The organism is Erwinia sp. B116, assembly GCF_002865965.1.
GTDB lineage: Bacteria > Pseudomonadota > Gammaproteobacteria > Enterobacterales > Enterobacteriaceae > Erwinia.
This window is the reverse complement of the sequence record NZ_JRZZ01000009.1, coordinates 109,697-126,804: the sequence shown is the minus strand read 5'-3', so window position 1 is coordinate 126,804 and position 17,108 is coordinate 109,697. Positions and strand designations below refer to the sequence as shown.

Here is a 17,108-nt window from a genome sequence, read left to right as displayed (position 1 = left end):
GATATGGAAAAGACATATAACCCGCAAGATATCGAGCAGCCGCTTTACGAGCACTGGGAACAGCAGGGCTACTTTAAACCGCATGGCGATACCAGCCAGGAAAGCTTCTGCATCATGATCCCGCCGCCGAACGTCACCGGCAGCTTGCATATGGGTCACGCCTTCCAGCAGACCATCATGGACACCATGATCCGCTACCAGCGCATGCAGGGGAAAAACACCCTGTGGCAGGCGGGCACCGACCACGCGGGCATCGCCACGCAGATGGTGGTGGAGCGTAAGATCGCCGCTGAAGAGGGGAAAACCCGTCAGGACTACGGCCGCGACGCTTTTATCGAAAAAATCTGGCAGTGGAAAGCGGAGTCCGGCGGCACCATCACCCGCCAGATGCGCCGCCTCGGCAACTCCGTGGACTGGGAGCGCGAGCGCTTCACCATGGACGACGGCCTGTCTAACGCGGTGAAAGAGGTGTTCGTTCGCCTGCATAAAGAGAACCTGATCTACCGCGGCAAGCGCCTGGTGAACTGGGATCCGAAGCTGCGCACCGCCATCTCCGACCTGGAAGTGGAGAACCGCGAGTCAAAAGGCTCAATGTGGCACCTGCGCTACCCGCTGGCCGACGGCGTGAAAACCGCCGACGGCAAAGATTACCTGGTGGTCGCCACCACCCGCCCGGAAACCATCCTTGGTGATACCGGCGTGGCGGTCAATCCGGAAGATCCGCGCTATAAAGACCTGATCGGCAAGTTCCTCGTGCTGCCGCTGGTTAATCGCCGCATCCCGATCGTCGGCGACGAACACGCCGATATGGAGAAAGGCACCGGCTGCGTGAAGATCACCCCGGCGCACGACTTTAACGACTACGAAGTGGGTCGTCGTCATAAGCTGCCGATGATCAACATCCTGACCTTCGACGGCGATATCCGCGATGCGGCACAGGTTTACGACACCAACGGCGAAGAGTGCGATGCGCACGACGATTCTATCCCGGCGGAGTTCCGTGGCCTGGAGCGCTTTGCAGCGCGTAAAGCCATCGTTGCCGCCATCGACGCGCTCGGCCTGCTCGACGAGATCAAACCGCACGATCTGACCGTTCCTTACGGCGATCGCGGCGGCGTGGTGATCGAGCCGATGCTGACCGATCAGTGGTACGTGCGCACCGCCCCGCTGGCGAAAGTGGCGGTGGAAGCGGTAGAGAACGGTGATATTCAGTTCGTGCCGAAGCAGTATGAGAACATGTACTTCTCGTGGATGCGCGATATCCAGGACTGGTGCATCTCCCGTCAGCTGTGGTGGGGCCACCGTATCCCGGCCTGGTACGACGACGCCGGTAACGTCTACGTTGCCCGCAGCGAAGAAGAAGTGCGCGCCGAGAACAACCTCGGCCCGGACGTGGCGCTGCGCCAGGACGAAGACGTGCTGGATACCTGGTTCTCCTCCGGGCTGTGGACCTTCTCCACCCTCGGCTGGCCGGAAAACACCGAAGCGCTACGTACCTTCCACCCGACCAGCGTGCTGGTCAGCGGCTTTGACATCATCTTCTTCTGGATTGCGCGCATGATCATGCTGACCATGCACTTTATCAAGGATGAAGACGGCAAGCCGCAGGTGCCGTTTAACACCGTCTATATGACCGGGCTGATCCGCGACGACGAAGGGCAGAAGATGTCCAAGTCGAAGGGTAACGTGATCGATCCGCTGGATATGGTCGACGGCATCTCGCTGGAAGACCTGCTGGAGAAACGCACCGGCAACATGATGCAGCCGCAGCTGGCGGAGAAGATCCGCAAGCGCACCGAGAAGCAGTTCCCGAACGGCATCGAGCCGCACGGCACCGACGCCCTGCGCTTTACCCTGGCGGCGCTGGCCTCTACCGGCCGCGACATCAACTGGGATATGAAGCGCCTGGAAGGCTACCGCAACTTCTGTAACAAGCTGTGGAACGCCAGCCGCTTTGTGCTGATGAACACCGAAGGCCACGACTGCGGCTTTAACGGCGGCGAACTGGAGCTGTCGCTGGCCGACCGCTGGATCCTCGCCGAGTTTAATCAGACGGTGAAAGCCTACCGCGAAGCGCTGGACAGCTACCGCTTCGATCTGGCGGCCGGTATTCTCTACGAGTTTACCTGGAACCAGTTCTGCGACTGGTACCTGGAGCTGGCCAAGCCGGTGATGAACGGCGGCAGCGAGAACCAGCTGCGCGGCACCCGCAACACGCTGGTGACGGTGCTGGAAGCGCTGCTGCGCCTGGCACACCCGATTATCCCGTTCATTACCGAAACCATCTGGCAGCAGGTGAAAGTGCTGAAGAACATCAGCGACGACACCATTATGCTGCAGCCGATGCCGGAGTTTGACGCCGCGCGCGTTGACGAGGCGGCGATGGCCGATACCGAGTGGCTGAAGCAGGCGATCGTTGCGGTGCGTAACATCCGTAACGAGATGAACATCTCCCCTGCCAAGCCGCTGGACGTGCTGCTGCGCGGCGCCAGCGACGACGCGGCCCGCCGCGTGCAGCAGAACCACACCTTCCTGCGCACCCTGGCGCGCCTGGAGAAGCTGGAGCTGCTGCCGGCCGGTGACAAAGGCCCGGTTTCCGTCACCAAGCTGGTCGACGGTGCCGAGCTGCTGATCCCGATGGCCGAGCTGATCGACAAAACCGTCGAGCTGGAGCGTCTGGCGAAGGAAGTGGGCAAAGTGGAAGCGGAGATGGAAAAAATCACCGCCAAGCTGGGCAACGAAGGCTTTGTGGCACGCGCCCCGGAAGCGGTAGTCGCCAAAGAGCGCGAGCGTCTGGCCGACTTCGAACAGGCGAAAATCAAGCTGATCGAGCAGCAGGGCGTGATTGCTGCGCTGTAAGGCTTAGGTAATGCCAGCCGGTTAACGGCCGGTTAAAGGGCGATGCGGGTGAGTACCTGCATCGCCTTTTTTATTGGTGGGCGATGATGGCGGGATTAATATAGTTTTCATGGCAGAAGAAAACAGCAACCATCATGACAATAACAAACACACCAACAGCTTGCATGGCAATGTCAGGGCAGTAATTGACCATAAAAATACCGAAGATTAACGTCAGCAGCATTGGGAAATAAGTCCAAAAGAAAAAATGCATTTATTCCCTTAACCACTTGCGTAAAAATTGCATCATAAGACCCTTTCCGTATCAGGACGAAACCAATAAAAGAGCGATTAACATGATAACCACAGCTATCACCATCACCTGCATGGCAATATTCGCAAAGATATAAGCCATACTGATACCAAAGATGATCAACAATATGAGTGGCAGATAAATCAAACAGGATAAAACAATCCTGTTCTTCAACCACTTCCTCAGAAATGTCATCATACCTTCGCCCTCTCCCTGTGCCGTTGCGTTTGTAATCCCACGATCTGAAGAGGTTAACAATGAAGCATTGATATTTCATCAACATGGGGTCAACGGAAGGGAACACGCTATTAGTAAACAATCCATTTTTATTATTATTTGTAGTACATCGCGCGACAAATTTAAAACCCGTTATTCGCCAGTACCCGAACGAATCTGCCTGACACTATTCCAGCCGCGACGCGATAAACTGCCTGTTGTTTTCGTGAGGCAAAAAAACGCCCGACGAATTTCGTCAGGCGTGGATGATTATGCAGAGGTGTAAAGCGTTACGGTTTCGGCTGCGCGTCCTGAATGGCCTTAATACGCTCCGGCATATCCGGGTGGCTGCTGATCCACTCCGGCAGCTGCAGGCCGTGGCTCTGCCTGTCGCCTTCCTGCTGCAGGCGGGTGTAGATCGCCTGCATCTCGGCCAGCGAGCGGCCCTGCGCCTGCATCTGCGCAATGGCGTACTCGTCCGCCTCGCGCTCCATGCCGCGTGAGAACTGCATCTGGTCGACAAACGCCGCCGACTGCAGAATCGTGTCGCCGATGCCGCTGACGTCGCCGGTCAGCCACATATAGCCCAGCGTTACCAGCGACGAGCGCACCAGCATCTGCAGCGGATGGCGGTGATGATGGTGGCCCATCTCGTGCAGCATCACCGCCACCAGCGCATCGTCACTTTTTGCCAGCTTCAGCAGATCGTCGCTGACGATTAGCGTGCCGTCGGCCAGCATAAAGGCGTTAGCGCCGCCGTCGAAGTGCATCACCTTCAGCTGCAGCGGCAGCGTGCCGTCGCGCAGCTCGGGGGGGATCGCCCTGCTGAACAGCTGCTGCAGCCGCTGCCGTTCGGCGGGCGGCAGCGTCACCTCGCTGAATCCACCGTGCCGCAGCAGGGTCTGCGTCTGCTGCCCTACCTGGCGGGCGACCACGTCCGGCAGGTTACGCGCCAGCAGGTCGCTGGCGGCGGGCAGGATCACCCACAGCCATAAAGCAATGCTGGCCAGCGTCGCCAGCAGGGTCAGCGCCACGCCGCGGCGGTAGCGTTCCAGCCGGTGCACCAGCCCCGGCCGGTGGCGCTGCTGCCACCACTGGCGGAACTGTGCGTCACTCTGCGGTACAAAGCGGCCGCCGTCCGGGAAGGTCAGAGTCAGCGGAATGGTGCCCAGTGCGTCAGAGACCTGCACCTCTTTCAGCAGCAGCACCTGCTGATGACCGTCCTGCATCAGGGTCAGATGGCGATCGTTAAGCGTCAGGCGGGCCACCTCACGGGCGGCCCGTCCGGGATACTGGTAGAAGCCATCCAGCTGCAGCATCAGATCCCCACGTTGAGATCGAACGCCGCCGCCACCTCTTCGGCTACCGCCGTTCCGGCGCTGTCATGGTGCGCCTGTACGGTCACCAGCGAGATATCACCAGTCAGCGCGGTGCTGCTGGCCATATAGCGCGCCAGGCGCACTTCGGCGATCGGCGTACCGAGCCCCAGCGTGAACAGAACGATCAGGCTGTTGGTCAGCACCAGGCCGAGGAAGGCACCGGTAGAGAGGGTCGATTTAAGCTGTAACGCCTCGCCGAGTTTAGTCTGGCCGAAGGCGTAGTTGCGCTGCGCCACCACCAGGTAAGCGGAGGAGAACAGGCCGCCGACGATCAGCACAACTATGGCAAGGAACAGGCTGAACAGGTGTTCGGCCATCAGCGCGCCCATCATCTGCGGATCGGTGACGCCCATTGCGGCAGCGTACACCAGGCCAACCATCAGCGAACCGATCAGCAGCCCGGTGACCACCAGGAACGGCAGGAAGATCAGGAAGCTGACCAGCACGATTTTAATAAACGCTTTTTTGCTCAGCTGCGCCTTAAACGGCAGCGTGCCGAACGACATATTATTGATATACAGGTCGTGGTTCAGCGCGCTGACCACCCCCTGAACTACCGCACCGCCGACCAGCAGCAGCACCAGCGCGATGACGCCAATGGCTAATGAGGCGCTGACGCTGCCGAGGTTGATCGCCGACAGCGCCACCATGCTGACCAGCAGATACAGGCCAATTACCATCAGCAGCGGGCAGAGGTACATCACCCAGTAGGCGCGGCCGATGCGGCACAGGTAGTTAAAACGCACGCCGCGGAAGCTGCTCATCAGCGCGTTATAGCGCCAGCTGCGGATCACAATCCACGGGATCAGCGCGAAGAACGCCAGCACAAACAAGAGCGACAGCGTCGGCAGCAGTGAAGAGAGGATAAAGAACAGCACCAGGCCCACAAAGACGATAATCCGCCCTTTAAGGATGTCCATCGGCCGCGCATGGTAGTCAAAACGGTCGCCGGCGATTTCGGTGTTGCCGTAGAAATAGCGGCGGCGGCGCACGGTGGCCCACGCGGAGTAGATGCCCAGCGTGATCATGGTGAGTAAGGCATTCACCAGCCAGATCGAGAAGTACTCGCCGGCCCGGCCGTGGAACAGCACCGGGTGCTGCTGATTGGGAGAAGTTTGGTTTTCCATTAAATTTTCTTCCTGAAAATAGAGGGGGAGAGATGATGATGAGAATAAGAAGTATCTAACTTAACCGCGTATTTTTACCACAAGGTTAAAGATGCGACAATAAATGTTTCCGGTTGTGTCATTTAAGGTTAAATAGCAGACAGGCTGGGCGTAATGTCACGGATTCAGGTCATTAAAGAGAGAAGAGCCCTTAATGTCCCCTTTGCGGGACACTATGCTGACCCTGACGATTGCCTGAGGGCGGTAAACCCGGTTCGGTAAACGGTTGAGAAGCGGCTGTGAGCTGACCTCAACCGGCCTGCTGAACAAAGCCAGGGCCGCTAACGTTGCATCTTTACGTCAGCAATGTTATTACACGTTTCTTCCTGACCCTGACCCAGAGCGAGACGTATGACCACCGCTATACACGCCACCCTGCGGGTACGCCCGATTACCGCTGCTGATAATCCGCTGATTGCACAGGTGATCCGCACCGTCTCTGCCGAATTCGGGCTGACCGCAGACAAAGGCTATACCGTTTCCGACCCTAACCTTGACCGGCTGTTTGAGCTCTACAGCGAGCCGGACAGCGCCTACTGGGTGGTCGAGGTGAATGGTCAGGTGGTCGGCGGCGGCGGCGTGGCACCGCTGCAGGGCGGTGAGGCGGACGTCTGCGAGCTGCAGAAGATGTATTTCCTCAGCGAGGCGCGCGGCCTCGGCGTGGCGCGCGATCTGGCTATTCAGGCGCTGGAGTACGCCCGCACGCTGGGCTTTAAGCGCTGCTATCTGGAAACCACCGCCTCGCTGACCCGCGCGATCCGCCTGTATGAGCACCTCGGCTTTGCGCATATCGACGGGCCGCTGGGCTACACCGGCCACGTTGACTGCGAAGTGACGATGCTGAAGACGCTGTAACACCGCTGACCGCCCTGCCACTGCGGCAGGACGGGGTCACGATCCCCGCATCAGCATCCGCCCGGCCTGGCAACGTCCGCGCCACACTAAGATCGCTCGGGCTGTCCGCCGCTTACCCGCCAGTGGCTGAAGGCCATGCAGGGTTAGCAGGCATACGCCGGTACACCGCCAGTGGCTGATGGCCCTGCCGGGTTGTCAGGCAAACGCCGGTACGCCGCTGTGAAAGCGCAGCCTGTCGTCCGGTTCGCTAATCAGTTTCGCCTCGGTCTCGCCGATCTTCTGTACCCGCGCGCTGATATCCTTCGGTGAGATCAGCTGCGCCAGCTCAAGATAATCCTGATAGTGGCGCGCTTCCGAGCGCAGCAGCGAGACGTAAAACGCCGACAGGCGATCGTCCAGATGCGGGGCCAGGCTGGCGAAGCGTTCACAGGATCGCGCTTCGATATAGGCCCCGCAGATCAGCTTATCCACCAGCGCCTGCGGCTCATGGGTGGTGATTTCACGTATCAGGCCTTTGGCATAGCGGCTGGCGGTGATCTTCATATAGGGGATATCGCGCGCCTGCATGATCTCCAGCACCTGATAGAAGTGGTGCAGCTCCTCTTTGATCAGCAGCACCATCTTATCCACCAGCGCGTCGCCGTAGGGCAGCTCTTCACGGCTGATGATGGTTTTGGACAGCGCCTTATGCTGTTCCAGAAACCCGAGGTCGGCCTGGTCGTTATGGACAAAATCTTCCCAGGGCCTCAGCCACGCCAGCAGCGCGTCGCCGCTGGCTTTATCCGCCACGTATTTGCGGATCAGCCACATCGCGGTCTGGGCGGCTTTCAGCTCGCATACCAGGTGGTCGGTGAGTAACAGCGGCAGGTTTTCCGGCTTGCGCGCTTCGTCGATCCACGCCTGCGGAGTACGGCAGTGCAGAAAGCCGTGGATCGGGGCTAACAGAGTGTCAAACTGGGTCATAGTCATCAGAAAGGTCAGTGAAAGCGGTTAGTGGCACAGATTTGGGTTCAGAGGGCGCTGAACGCAAAGCACGGTTGCTGACGAACCCGGCAGCCGGTCTTTGCGTTAACGCGGGTCAGCGTTTCTGACACGGGCAGCAACACTGGCGTCAGTAAACAGGCCGTGATAACCCGCAACGCGCGGGCCACTGTGACCTGTTCAGAACAGCGGCCAGGGGATTACGGCGACAGCAGCCATCAGGCAGGCCGCCGCTTTTCTCCCGGCCGGCCAGATCAGTGACGGACGCCGTTGTCGTCGCCGTCTTCCTGCTCGTCTTCCTCTTCGCCTTCGTCGTCTTCGTCCTGCGCATCCGGATCTTCGAAGTAGGTGCCCCAGCCGTCGTAGTCAACGTTGAACTGCGCCACCAGATTCACCAGCTGCTCGACCTGCTTGTCGATCAGCTCGGCGTTCAGCGCGCCTTCGCTGAGGATGTCACAGCACATCACCGTGGTACCGTCGTCCAGCTCCAGCTCTTCCGGCTCGGTCACTTCGTAGCCCAGCTTGAAGGCCTCAACCGCCGCTTTCTCCAGCGCATCAAAGCTGCTGCAGGAGAAGTGGTGCTCGATGGTATAGAGCGCATCCGGATCGCTGCCGTCTTCCAGCAGTTCTTCAATAATCAGCCGTGTCTCTTCGCGCTGCTCTTCCAGTAATGCTTCGTTAGCCATAATCCATTCCTCAAGTCAAAGGTACCCTGCGTCTGTAGTGACGGCACCGGCAATTTTTAGTATTTTCCCACAGCGCCCGTCGCGCCACTACCTTTATAAAAAAGTTTCTGCATGCCGGGGTTGAAAATGAATATTCATACGGTTAAATTGAATTTTAATTCATTAATAAGTTACCGGAGTGCGTTATGAGTCAACTGTACAAACGGCATTTTCTCAGGCTGCTGGATTTTACCCCCGCCGAAATCAACGGCTTGCTGGCGCTGGCCTCGACACTTAAGACCGACAAGAAAAATGGTGAAGAAATTCAGCACCTGAAGGGCAAGAATATTGCGCTCATCTTCGAAAAAGACTCGACCCGTACCCGATGCTCTTTCGAAGTTGCCGCTTACGACCAGGGGGCTAACGTCACCTATCTCGGCCCGAGCGGCAGCCAGATCGGCCATAAGGAGTCGATGAAGGACACCGCACGCGTGCTCGGCCGCATGTATGACGGCATTCAGTATCGCGGCCACGGCCAGGCGCTGGTCGAGTCGCTGGCCGAACACGCCGGCGTGCCGGTGTGGAACGGGCTGACCAACGAGTTCCACCCGACCCAGCTGCTGGCCGACCTGCTGACCATGCAGGAGCACCTGCCGGAGAAGGCCTTCAGCCAGATGACCTTCGTCTATGTCGGCGACGCACGCAACAATATGGGTAATACCATGCTGGAAGCGGCAGCGCTGACCGGGCTGGATCTGCGGCTGGTAGCACCGAAGGCGTGCTGGCCGGATGCGCAGCTGGTGGAAGAGTGCCGGGCAGCGGCGGCGAAAACCGGTGGCAAAATCACCCTGACCGAGGATATCGCCGCCGGGGTGGCCGGTGCCGACTTTATCTATACCGACGTCTGGGTGTCGATGGGCGAGCCGAAAGAGGTGTGGGCAGAGCGGATTGCCTTACTGCGCGCCTATCAGGTCAATAAAGCGATGCTGGATCTGACCGGCAATCCGCAGGTGAAGTTCCTGCACTGCCTGCCCGCCTTCCACGACGATCAGACCACGCTGGGCCAGCAGATGGCGCAGCAGTACGATCTGCACGGCGGTATGGAAGTCACCGACGAGGTGTTTGAGTCGGCGCACAGCGTGGTGTTCGACCAGGCGGAAAACCGCCTGCATACCATCAAGGCGGTGATGGTCGCCACCCTGGCGCAGCTGGTGTAAACCGGGGCCGGGCAACCGATTACGTGGCAGGTGATTTCCGCTTGCCGTGCCATGCCGAATGCGTATAATGCCCCCCGTTTGCCGGGAGGAACCATGCCACAGAACGTTACTTATCGCTTCGTTCAACCACGTCTGCACGCAGGCGGGCAGCCGCGTTTTTCCGTTAATGGCATCACCGATCGCGTAAGAAAAGCCCCTCGCTGAGGGGCTTTTTTTTGCCCAAATTTTCACCCCCGCGACAGCGGCCCGGGTACAGCCGGGGCAACCAGGAGAGTGAGCATGGCGAATCCGTTGTATCACAAACATATTATTTCCATTAACGATCTCAACCGTGACGAGCTGGAGCTGGTGCTGAAAACCGCGGCAAGCCTGAAGGCCACGCCGCAGCCGGAGCTGCTGAAGCATAAAGTCGTCGCCAGCTGCTTTTTTGAAGCCTCCACCCGCACCCGCCTGTCGTTCGAAACCGCTATTCACCGGCTGGGTGCCTCGGTGGTCGGCTTTGCCGACGGCGGCAGTACCTCGCTGGGCAAGAAAGGTGAAACGCTGGCCGATACCATTTCGGTGATTGGCACCTACGTCGACGCCATCGTGATGCGTCACCCGCAGGAGGGCGCGGCGCGCCTGGCCACCGAGTTTTCCGGCGGTATCCCGGTGCTGAACGCCGGTGACGGAGCCAATCAGCACCCGACTCAGACGCTGCTGGACCTGTTTACCCTGCAGGAGACCCAGGGCCGGCTGAACAACCTTAACGTGGCGATGGTCGGCGACCTGAAGTATGGCCGTACCGTGCATTCACTGACCCAGGCGCTGGCCAAGTTTGACGGCAACCGCTTCTACTTTATCGCGCCGGACGCGCTGGCGATGCCGTCCTACATTACCGATATGCTCGACGAGAAGGGCATCGCCTGGAGCCGCCACGACAGCATTGAAGAGGTAGTGCCCGAGCTGGATATTCTGTATATGACCCGCGTGCAGAAAGAGCGGCTGGATCCGTCCGAGTACGCCAACGTCAAGGCGCAGTTTATTCTGCGCGCCGCCGACCTGGCCGGCGCCCGCGACAATATGAAGGTGCTGCACCCGCTGCCGCGCATTGACGAAATCGACACCGACGTCGACAGCACGCCGCACGCCTGGTACTTCCAGCAGGCCGGCAACGGCATCTACGCACGCCAGGCCTTGCTGGCGCTGGTACTGAACAGTGAACTGGATCTGTAAGGGGAACCACGATGACACAGGATAATAAGTTACAGGTTGAAGCGATCAAACGCGGTACGGTGATTGACCATATCCCGGCGCAGGTCGGGTTTAAGCTGCTGTCGCTGTTCCGCCTGACCGAAACCGATCAGCGCATCACCATCGGCCTGAACCTGCCGTCCGGCGAGCTGGGGCGTAAAGATCTGATCAAGATCGAGAACACCTTCCTCACCGACGATCAGATCAACCAGCTGGCGTTCTACGCGCCGCACGCCACCGTTAACCGCATTGACGAGTACGACGTGGTGGCCAAGCTGTCGCCGGTGCTGCCGGAGCGCATCGAGCGCGTGCTGACCTGCCCGAACGGTAACTGCATCAGCCGCAGCGAACCGGTGTTCTCCAGCTTTACCGTTAAGCAGCGCGCCGACGATCTGCACCTGAAGTGCAAATACTGTGAGAAAGAGTTCGCCCACCACGTGGTGATGGCGGCGGATTAAGTCGCCGCCCGCACGCTGGCGTGAAGGCCGTCGGTCAGGCGGCAGCAGCCCGATCGCCTGAACGCTGGCGTAAAGGTCTACGGTTAAGCGGCAGCGGCCTTACGCCCGCGTAACAGCCGCCGCTGCAAGATGGCTGGCGCTAAGCGCGATTGCATTCCGCCGTTAAGGCGGGCAAGCTGTCAGCGACGCCGGGCGGGCACCATCCCGCCCGCATCCTATACACCTTAAGGAGAGAGTATGTCCCGCGAAATCAGTACTGAACACGCCCCTGCTGCCATCGGCCCTTACGTGCAGGGCGTCGATCTCGGCAGCCTGATCTTCACCTCCGGCCAGATCCCGGTGGACCCGAAAACCGGCAACGTGCCGGAAGATATCACCGCGCAGACGCAGCAGTCGCTGGCCAACGTGCAGGCGATCGTTGAAGCCGCCGGCCTGAAGGTAGGCGACATCGTGAAGATGACGGTATTTGTGAAGGATCTGAATGACTTCACCACGGTAAACGCCGCCTATGAAGCCTTCTTTACCGCGCACCAGGCGAGCTTCCCGGCGCGCTCCTGCGTGGAAGTGGCGCGTCTGCCAAAAGACGTGAAGATTGAGATTGAAGCGATCGCAGTACGCCGCTAAGCGCCTGCTTTATCCGGCAGGGGCCCCAGGCCCCCTGCCTTTACTGTGAGAACAGCAGCGTCAGATCGTCCGCGCTAAAGCTGGACGGCTCGCTCAGTTCGTCGGCCAGGATATCCCCCGCCAGCTCCGCCTTCTGCTGCTGCAGCGCCACCACCTTCTCTTCGATGGTATCCGCCGCGATCAGCTTGTAGACAAACACCGGTTTATCCTGGCCCAGTCGGTAGGCGCGGTCGGTGGCCTGGTTCTCTGCCGCCGGGTTCCACCAGGGATCGTAGTGGATCACCGTGTCCGCCGCCGTCAGGTTGAGACCGACACCGCCGGCCTTCAGGCTGATCAGAAACACCGGCACCTCGCCGCGCTGGAAGCGCGCGACCGGCGTTTCGCGATCGCGGGTGCTGCCGGTCAGGGTGACAAAAGCGATACGCGCCTTCTGCAGCTCTTCGGCGATGATCGCCAGCATGCTGGTGAACTGCGAGAAGATCAGGATGCGCCTGTCTTCCGCCAGCAGATCGCTCAGCATCTCGCGCAGCAGCGCCAGCTTGGCGGAATGTCTGACCTTCTCCGCGCGGGCGTCGGCCACCAGCCGCGGATCGCAGCAGATCTGCCGCAGCTTGAGCAGCGCGTCCAGCACCAGCAGATGGCTGCGCCCCGCCCCCTGCTGCTGCACCGCCAGCTGTACGCGATCCTGCATCGCACTGCGCAGCTGGTCGTACAGCTCGCGCTGGCCCCCCTCCAGCGCCACGCTGCGCACGATGGTGTTCTTTGGCGGCAGCTCTTTCGCCACCTCCTGCTTACGGCGGCGCAGCATAAACGGCCGCACCCGCTTTGCCAGCAGTTCGCGCCGCACCCGATCGCCGTCGCGCTCCACCGGTATGCGCCACTGCTGGGTGAAGTCGCGTTCGCTGCCGAGGAAGCCCGGCAGCAGAAAGTCAAACTGCGACCACAGCTCGCCGAGGTGGTTCTCCAGCGGCGTGCCGGTCAGGCACAGGCGGTGGCGGGTTTTCAGCGCGCGGATCACCGCCGCCGCCCGCGAGGCGCTGTTTTTCACGTACTGCGCTTCGTCGAGGATCAGCAGATGGTAATGGTGCGCCACCAGCTGCGGCTGATCGCGCCACAGCAGCGAATAGGTGGTGATCACCACGTCGTACTGCGTCAGCCGGTCATAGAAGGCTTTGCGCTGCGGTCCGGTCAGCGCCAGCACCTTCAGGTCGGGCGCGAAGCGCGCCGCCTCGCAGCACCAGTTGTGCACCAGCGTCGTTGGCACCACGATCAGCGCCGGGCGATCGAGGCGGTCGGCCTCTTTCTCCAGCAGCAGGTGGGCAAGAGTCTGGATGGTTTTGCCCAGCCCCATATCGTCGGCCAGCACCCCGGCCAGCTGATGCTGGCGCAGGAACTGCATCCAGTTCACCCCCTGCAGCTGGTAGTCGCGCAGCTGCGCCTTCAGACCGCGCGGCGGGCTGACCGGCTGCACGCCCGCGTTGCCGCTCAGGCGCTGCGCCAGCTGGTGTACCGGGTTTTCACCATCGAAGATCCAGCGGCTGCGTTCGTCGCTGCTGCTCAGGCGGCCGACGTCCCAGGCCGCCAGCCGCAGCGGCCGATCCGGGGTAGCAAACAGGTCGATCAGGTTGGCCACCAGCGGTTTCAGCTGCGCGGCGCGAAACAGCAGCCGCTGCTGGCGATCGTCACGCAGCTCGATCGCTTCGTCGTCGGCGATCAGGCTGAGGTTGCCGGCGGTCCAGCGGCGATCTTCGCTGAACAGCTTTGCCAGCAGCGGCTCCAGCCGCAGGCGGCGGCGGCCAACCTTCATCGCCAGTTCAAGGTCAAACCAGCCGTCGACCGCCTGGATCGCCCGCCCCTCAATGGCGCTCACTTCGGTGAAGTTGCCGCTGAACTCCCGATCAATGCTCACCCGCCAGCCGCGCCTGCGCAGCGCCGGGACGCTTTTTTTGATAAAGGCGTGCCACCGCTCGGGGGCCTCCGGCGCGAAGATCGCCGCCGGCAACGGCGTCGGGGTGTAGATATGTCCGGCGGGGATCGGGCTCAGGCCGAGCGCGTGGATCTCCGCCAGCCAGGCGTTCTCGGCGGCGGGCTGGCGCTGCACCTGATAGCGGCGACCGTCGGCGGCGGCGAAGCTCTCCGCCTGGCTGGCGGCCTCAACCGCCACGCCGTCGTAGTCAAAGCTGACCGTGGCGAAGTCCAGCCGCTTCTGGCGATGGCCGTAGTGGCCGTAGCCGCTGACAAAATTGGCCCGCGACTCCAGCTGCAGCTGCGGCTGCGGGTCGCCACCCACCGTTGTCAGCGCTATGGTCGCCTGCTCCTCGCGCGGCTGCAGGTTGGCCAGCATCACCGCCGCCACGTGCTTGCAGTTGTTTTTCACCGCGCAGCTGCACTCGCCGCTGGCGGAGAGCCGCCCCTGCGGCCGGCTGAAGTGGACAATCACGCTGAACGGCTCGGCTTTGCGCCCCGGCACTTCGCCGGTCAACAGGGTGTTCTGCCACCGGATGTTCTGCACGCTGGCCACCAGTTCGCGCGCGCGGGCGACGGTACGCGTCCCCAGCCAGCGCATGACCTGATTTTGGTTATAGGTGACAGATGACATCGGGCACAATTCCTGATCAAACGAAGCGGTAAGGTTTCGCTTCACGGCAACCGGCAATAGTAGTGACTCCGGCGGGTTGAATGCAACCGCCGCCGCACGGGATGATGGCAAAATGTGCCTAAGCGTTCAGCTAACGCGCAGCCGGAGGATAAAACCACGGCGGCGGCGGGGCACTGCTCAGCAACTGTCCGCCCCTCCCGCTTCTTTGCGATAAATCAACAAAGCGCCGATTTCTTCGGCAAAAAACGCTACATATAGCGCTTACTATAGCCACCATCAACAATATGTAGTGTTTCCACAGGAGGATCCCGGTGGCAATTCAGGTCATTAAACGCGACGGCTGTCTGGCAGCCTTTGACAGCAACCGTATTCTGACGGCGATCCGCGCCGCCGCCCGCGCCGCGCAGGTCGAGGATGAGGCGTACTGCCGCCGCGTTGCCGCCGCGGTCACCCGGCAGCTGGCCGGGTCGGGTAAAAAGGCACCGACGGGCAACCCGGCACAACGGAGTGAAAAGCTGCCACCAGGGGAACCCGCACAGACCGGCGAACCGCTGCAGCAGAGTGAGCAACGGCAGGCGGATGAACAGCTGCCGCTCGCTGAGCCACGACGGCTGGATATTGCGCTGATCCAGCGGGCGGTGGAGGACCGGCTGATGGCCGGGCGCTACCCGCAGCTAGCGCGGGCCTATATCGAGTACCGCCACGATCGTGACGTGGCGCGCGAGCAGCGCGGGCGGCTCGGCAGCGAGATCCGCGGGCTGGTGGAGCAGACCAATTCGGCGCTGCTGCATGAAAACGCCAATAAGGACAGCAAGGTGATCCCCACCCAGCGCGATCTGCTGGCCGGGATCGTGGCGAAACACTACGCCATGCAGCAGCAGCTGCCGCGCGAGGTGGTGAACGCCCACCGGCGCGGTGAGATCCACTATCACGACCTCGACTACGCGCCCTTCTTCCCGATGTTTAACTGCATGCTGGTGGACCTGCGCGGCATGCTGACCCACGGCTTTAAAATGGGCAACGCCGATATCGAGCCGCCGAAGTCGATCGCCACCGCCACCGCCGTCACCGCGCAGATTGTTGCCCAGGTGGCCAGCCATATCTACGGCGGCACCACCATCAACCGCATTGACGAAGTGCTGGCTCCTTACGTGGAAGCCAGCCTGGCAAAGCACCGGGCGGTGGCCCGCGAGTGGCAGGTCAGCGACGTGGAGGCCTTTGCCCAGGCGCGCACCGAGAAAGAGTGTTACGACGCCTTCCAGTCGCTGGAGTATGAGGTCAACACCCTGCACACCGCCAACGGCCAGACGCCGTTCGTCACCTTTGGCTTTGGACTTGGCACCAGCGCGGCGGCGCGGATGATCCAGCGCGCCATTCTGCAGAACCGCATCGCGGGGCTGGGGAAAAACCATAAAACGGCGGTGTTCCCCAAGCTGGTGTTTGCCATTAAAGCCGGGCTGAACCGCCGCCCCGGTGAGCCAAACTATGATATCAAGCAGCTGGCGCTGGCCTGCGCCAGTAAACGTATGTACCCCGATATCCTCAACTACGACCAGGTGGTGCAGGTCACCGGCTCGTTTAAAACGCCGATGGGCTGTCGCAGCTTCCTCGGGGTGTACGAGGAGCAGGGCCAGGCGGTGCACGAGGGACGCAATAATCTCGGGGTGGTCAGCCTCAATCTGCCGCGAATTGCGCTGGAGTCGGCTGGCGATCGCGACCGTTTCTGGGCGCTGCTCGACGCGCGGCTGCAGCTGGCCAGAACTGCGCTGATGACCCGTATCACCCGGCTGGAGAACGTCAGGGCGCGGGTGGCGCCGATCCTCTATATGGAAGGCGCCTGCGGCGTGCGCCTGGCGGCTGACGATCCGATCGCGCCGATCTTCCGCAACGGTCGTGCCTCGATCTCGCTGGGCTATATCGGCCTGCATGAGACGCTGAACGCCCTCAGCGGCGGAGAGGTGCATCCGTACGACGATCCGAAGCTGCGGGCGCTGGGCGTGGCGATTATCAGCCGGCTGCGCGCTGCGGTGGAGGCGTGGAAAAGCGAGACCGGCTACGGTTTCAGCCTCTACAGCACGCCGAGTGAGAACCTGTGTGACCGCTTCTGCCGTCTGGATGCCGCTGAATTTGGCCTTATCCCCGGCGTGACCGACAAAGGCTACTACACCAACAGCTTCCACCTCGACGTCGAGAAGAAGGTCAATCCCTATGACAAGATCGACTTCGAAGCCGCTTACCCGCCGTTAGCCAGCGGCGGCTTTATCTGTTACGGCGAGTACCCCAGCCTGCAGCATAACCTGCAGGCGCTGGAGGACGTCTGGGATTACAGCTACGACCGGGTGCCCTACTACGGTACCAATACGCCGATTGACCAGTGCTACGACTGCGGCTTCAGCGGCGAGTTTGACTGCACCAGCAAGGGCTTTACCTGTCCGGCCTGCGGCAACCACGACAGCCGCCGCGTGTCGGTGACGCGCCGGGTGTGCGGCTATCTCGGCAGCCCTGACGCGCGGCCGTTTAACGCCGGCAAGCAGGAGGAGGTGAAGCGGCGGGTGAAACATCTG

General features: G+C 61.1%; 13 protein-coding genes. 7 read left to right on the top strand and 6 right to left on the bottom strand.

From position 1 onward, the window contains the following. Window positions 1-3 precede the first annotated feature (3 nt). Window positions 4-2,859 carry a valine--tRNA ligase gene (locus NV64_RS09370; RefSeq protein ID WP_101505786.1) on the top strand — a complete coding sequence of 952 codons (2,856 nt, stop codon included), beginning with the start codon at window positions 4-6 and terminating at the stop codon, window positions 2,857-2,859. Between the two features lie 70 nt (window positions 2,860-2,929). Here the strand turns inward: NV64_RS09370 and NV64_RS09365 are convergent, their stop codons facing one another. The 3 genes from NV64_RS09365 to NV64_RS09350 all read right to left on the bottom strand — a co-directional run bounded on the left by NV64_RS09365 (window position 2,930) and on the right by NV64_RS09350 (window position 5,873). Beyond that, a complete protein-coding gene (locus NV64_RS09365; RefSeq protein WP_101505785.1) occupies window positions 2,930-3,112 on the bottom strand; it encodes a hypothetical protein in 183 nt (60 codons plus the stop codon). A gap of 545 nt (window positions 3,113-3,657) precedes the next feature. Further along, a complete protein-coding gene (locus NV64_RS09355; protein ID WP_101505793.1) occupies window positions 3,658-4,683 on the bottom strand; it encodes a M48 family metallopeptidase in 1,026 nt (341 codons plus the stop codon). Between the two features lie 2 nt (window positions 4,684-4,685). Then, window positions 4,686-5,873 (bottom strand): YjgN family protein, encoded by a 1,188-nt coding sequence (locus tag NV64_RS09350; RefSeq protein WP_056231276.1) that lies wholly within the window; start codon window positions 5,871-5,873, stop codon window positions 4,686-4,688. 390 nt (window positions 5,874-6,263) lie between these two features. Here NV64_RS09350 and NV64_RS09345 point away from each other — a divergent pair, with 390 nt between their 5' ends. Further along, on the top strand, window positions 6,264-6,767 hold the full coding sequence (locus NV64_RS09345) for a GNAT family N-acetyltransferase (RefSeq protein WP_101505783.1): 504 nt from the start codon (window positions 6,264-6,266) through the stop codon (window positions 6,765-6,767). Window positions 6,768-6,962: 195 nt separating this feature from the next. Here the strand turns inward: NV64_RS09345 and NV64_RS09340 are convergent, their stop codons facing one another. Continuing rightward, on the bottom strand, window positions 6,963-7,730 hold the full coding sequence (locus NV64_RS09340; protein WP_101505792.1) for a tRNA-(ms[2]io[6]A)-hydroxylase: 768 nt from the start codon (window positions 7,728-7,730) through the stop codon (window positions 6,963-6,965). 272 nt (window positions 7,731-8,002) lie between these two features. Next, window positions 8,003-8,434, bottom strand: a complete 432-nt coding sequence (gene rraB / locus NV64_RS09335) for a ribonuclease E inhibitor RraB (protein ID WP_101505782.1) — start codon at window positions 8,432-8,434, stop codon at window positions 8,003-8,005. 185 nt (window positions 8,435-8,619) lie between these two features. On the opposite strand from rraB, the gene argF reads away from it, so the two are divergent. The 4 genes from argF to ridA all read left to right on the top strand — a co-directional run bounded on the left by argF (window position 8,620) and on the right by ridA (window position 11,945). Then, window positions 8,620-9,630, top strand: coding sequence for an ornithine carbamoyltransferase (gene argF / locus NV64_RS09330; protein ID WP_101505781.1), 1,011 nt, complete (start codon window positions 8,620-8,622; stop codon window positions 9,628-9,630). A 279-nt stretch (window positions 9,631-9,909) separates the two neighbouring features. Then, the gene (gene pyrB / locus NV64_RS09325) at window positions 9,910-10,845 is read left to right on the top strand and encodes an aspartate carbamoyltransferase (RefSeq protein WP_056231266.1); all 936 of its coding nucleotides are present in this window, start codon (window positions 9,910-9,912) and stop codon (window positions 10,843-10,845) included. 11 nt (window positions 10,846-10,856) lie between these two features. Then, window positions 10,857-11,321 (top strand): aspartate carbamoyltransferase regulatory subunit, encoded by a 465-nt coding sequence (gene pyrI, locus NV64_RS09320; RefSeq protein ID WP_056231263.1) that lies wholly within the window; start codon window positions 10,857-10,859, stop codon window positions 11,319-11,321. A 237-nt stretch (window positions 11,322-11,558) separates the two neighbouring features. Next, window positions 11,559-11,945, top strand: coding sequence for a 2-iminobutanoate/2-iminopropanoate deaminase (gene ridA / locus NV64_RS09315; protein WP_056231260.1), 387 nt, complete (start codon window positions 11,559-11,561; stop codon window positions 11,943-11,945). 40 nt (window positions 11,946-11,985) lie between these two features. Here ridA and NV64_RS09310 read toward each other — a convergent pair whose 3' ends face one another. Then, a complete protein-coding gene (locus NV64_RS09310) occupies window positions 11,986-14,544 on the bottom strand; it encodes a DEAD/DEAH box helicase (protein WP_101505780.1) in 2,559 nt (852 codons plus the stop codon). A 317-nt stretch (window positions 14,545-14,861) separates the two neighbouring features. On the opposite strand from NV64_RS09310, the gene nrdD reads away from it, so the two are divergent. Then, window positions 14,862-17,108, top strand: a 2,247-nt coding sequence (gene nrdD, locus NV64_RS09305) for an anaerobic ribonucleoside-triphosphate reductase (RefSeq protein ID WP_369878870.1), incomplete at its 3' end; no start/stop codon positions are given.

What these genes read in the sequence shown, in the direction of transcription:
- NV64_RS09365 (WP_101505785.1), bottom strand. Translation starts at nt 3,112, where the DNA reads ATGCATTTTTTCTTTTGGACTTATTTCCCAATGCTGCTGACGTTAATC.
- NV64_RS09310 (WP_101505780.1), bottom strand. Translation starts at nt 14,544, where the DNA reads ATGTCATCTGTCACCTATAACCAAAATCAGGTCATGCGCTGGCTGGGG.
- NV64_RS09370 (WP_101505786.1), top strand. Translation starts at nt 4, where the DNA reads ATGGAAAAGACATATAACCCGCAAGATATCGAGCAGCCGCTTTACGAG.
- NV64_RS09345 (WP_101505783.1), top strand. Translation starts at nt 6,264, where the DNA reads ATGACCACCGCTATACACGCCACCCTGCGGGTACGCCCGATTACCGCT.
- argF (WP_101505781.1), top strand. Translation starts at nt 8,620, where the DNA reads ATGAGTCAACTGTACAAACGGCATTTTCTCAGGCTGCTGGATTTTACC.
- NV64_RS09340 (WP_101505792.1), bottom strand. Translation starts at nt 7,730, where the DNA reads ATGACCCAGTTTGACACTCTGTTAGCCCCGATCCACGGCTTTCTGCAC.
- rraB (WP_101505782.1), bottom strand. Translation starts at nt 8,434, where the DNA reads ATGGCTAACGAAGCATTACTGGAAGAGCAGCGCGAAGAGACACGGCTG.
- NV64_RS09350 (WP_056231276.1), bottom strand. Translation starts at nt 5,873, where the DNA reads ATGGAAAACCAAACTTCTCCCAATCAGCAGCACCCGGTGCTGTTCCAC.
- pyrB (WP_056231266.1), top strand. Translation starts at nt 9,910, where the DNA reads ATGGCGAATCCGTTGTATCACAAACATATTATTTCCATTAACGATCTC.
- ridA (WP_056231260.1), top strand. Translation starts at nt 11,559, where the DNA reads ATGTCCCGCGAAATCAGTACTGAACACGCCCCTGCTGCCATCGGCCCT.
- pyrI (WP_056231263.1), top strand. Translation starts at nt 10,857, where the DNA reads ATGACACAGGATAATAAGTTACAGGTTGAAGCGATCAAACGCGGTACG.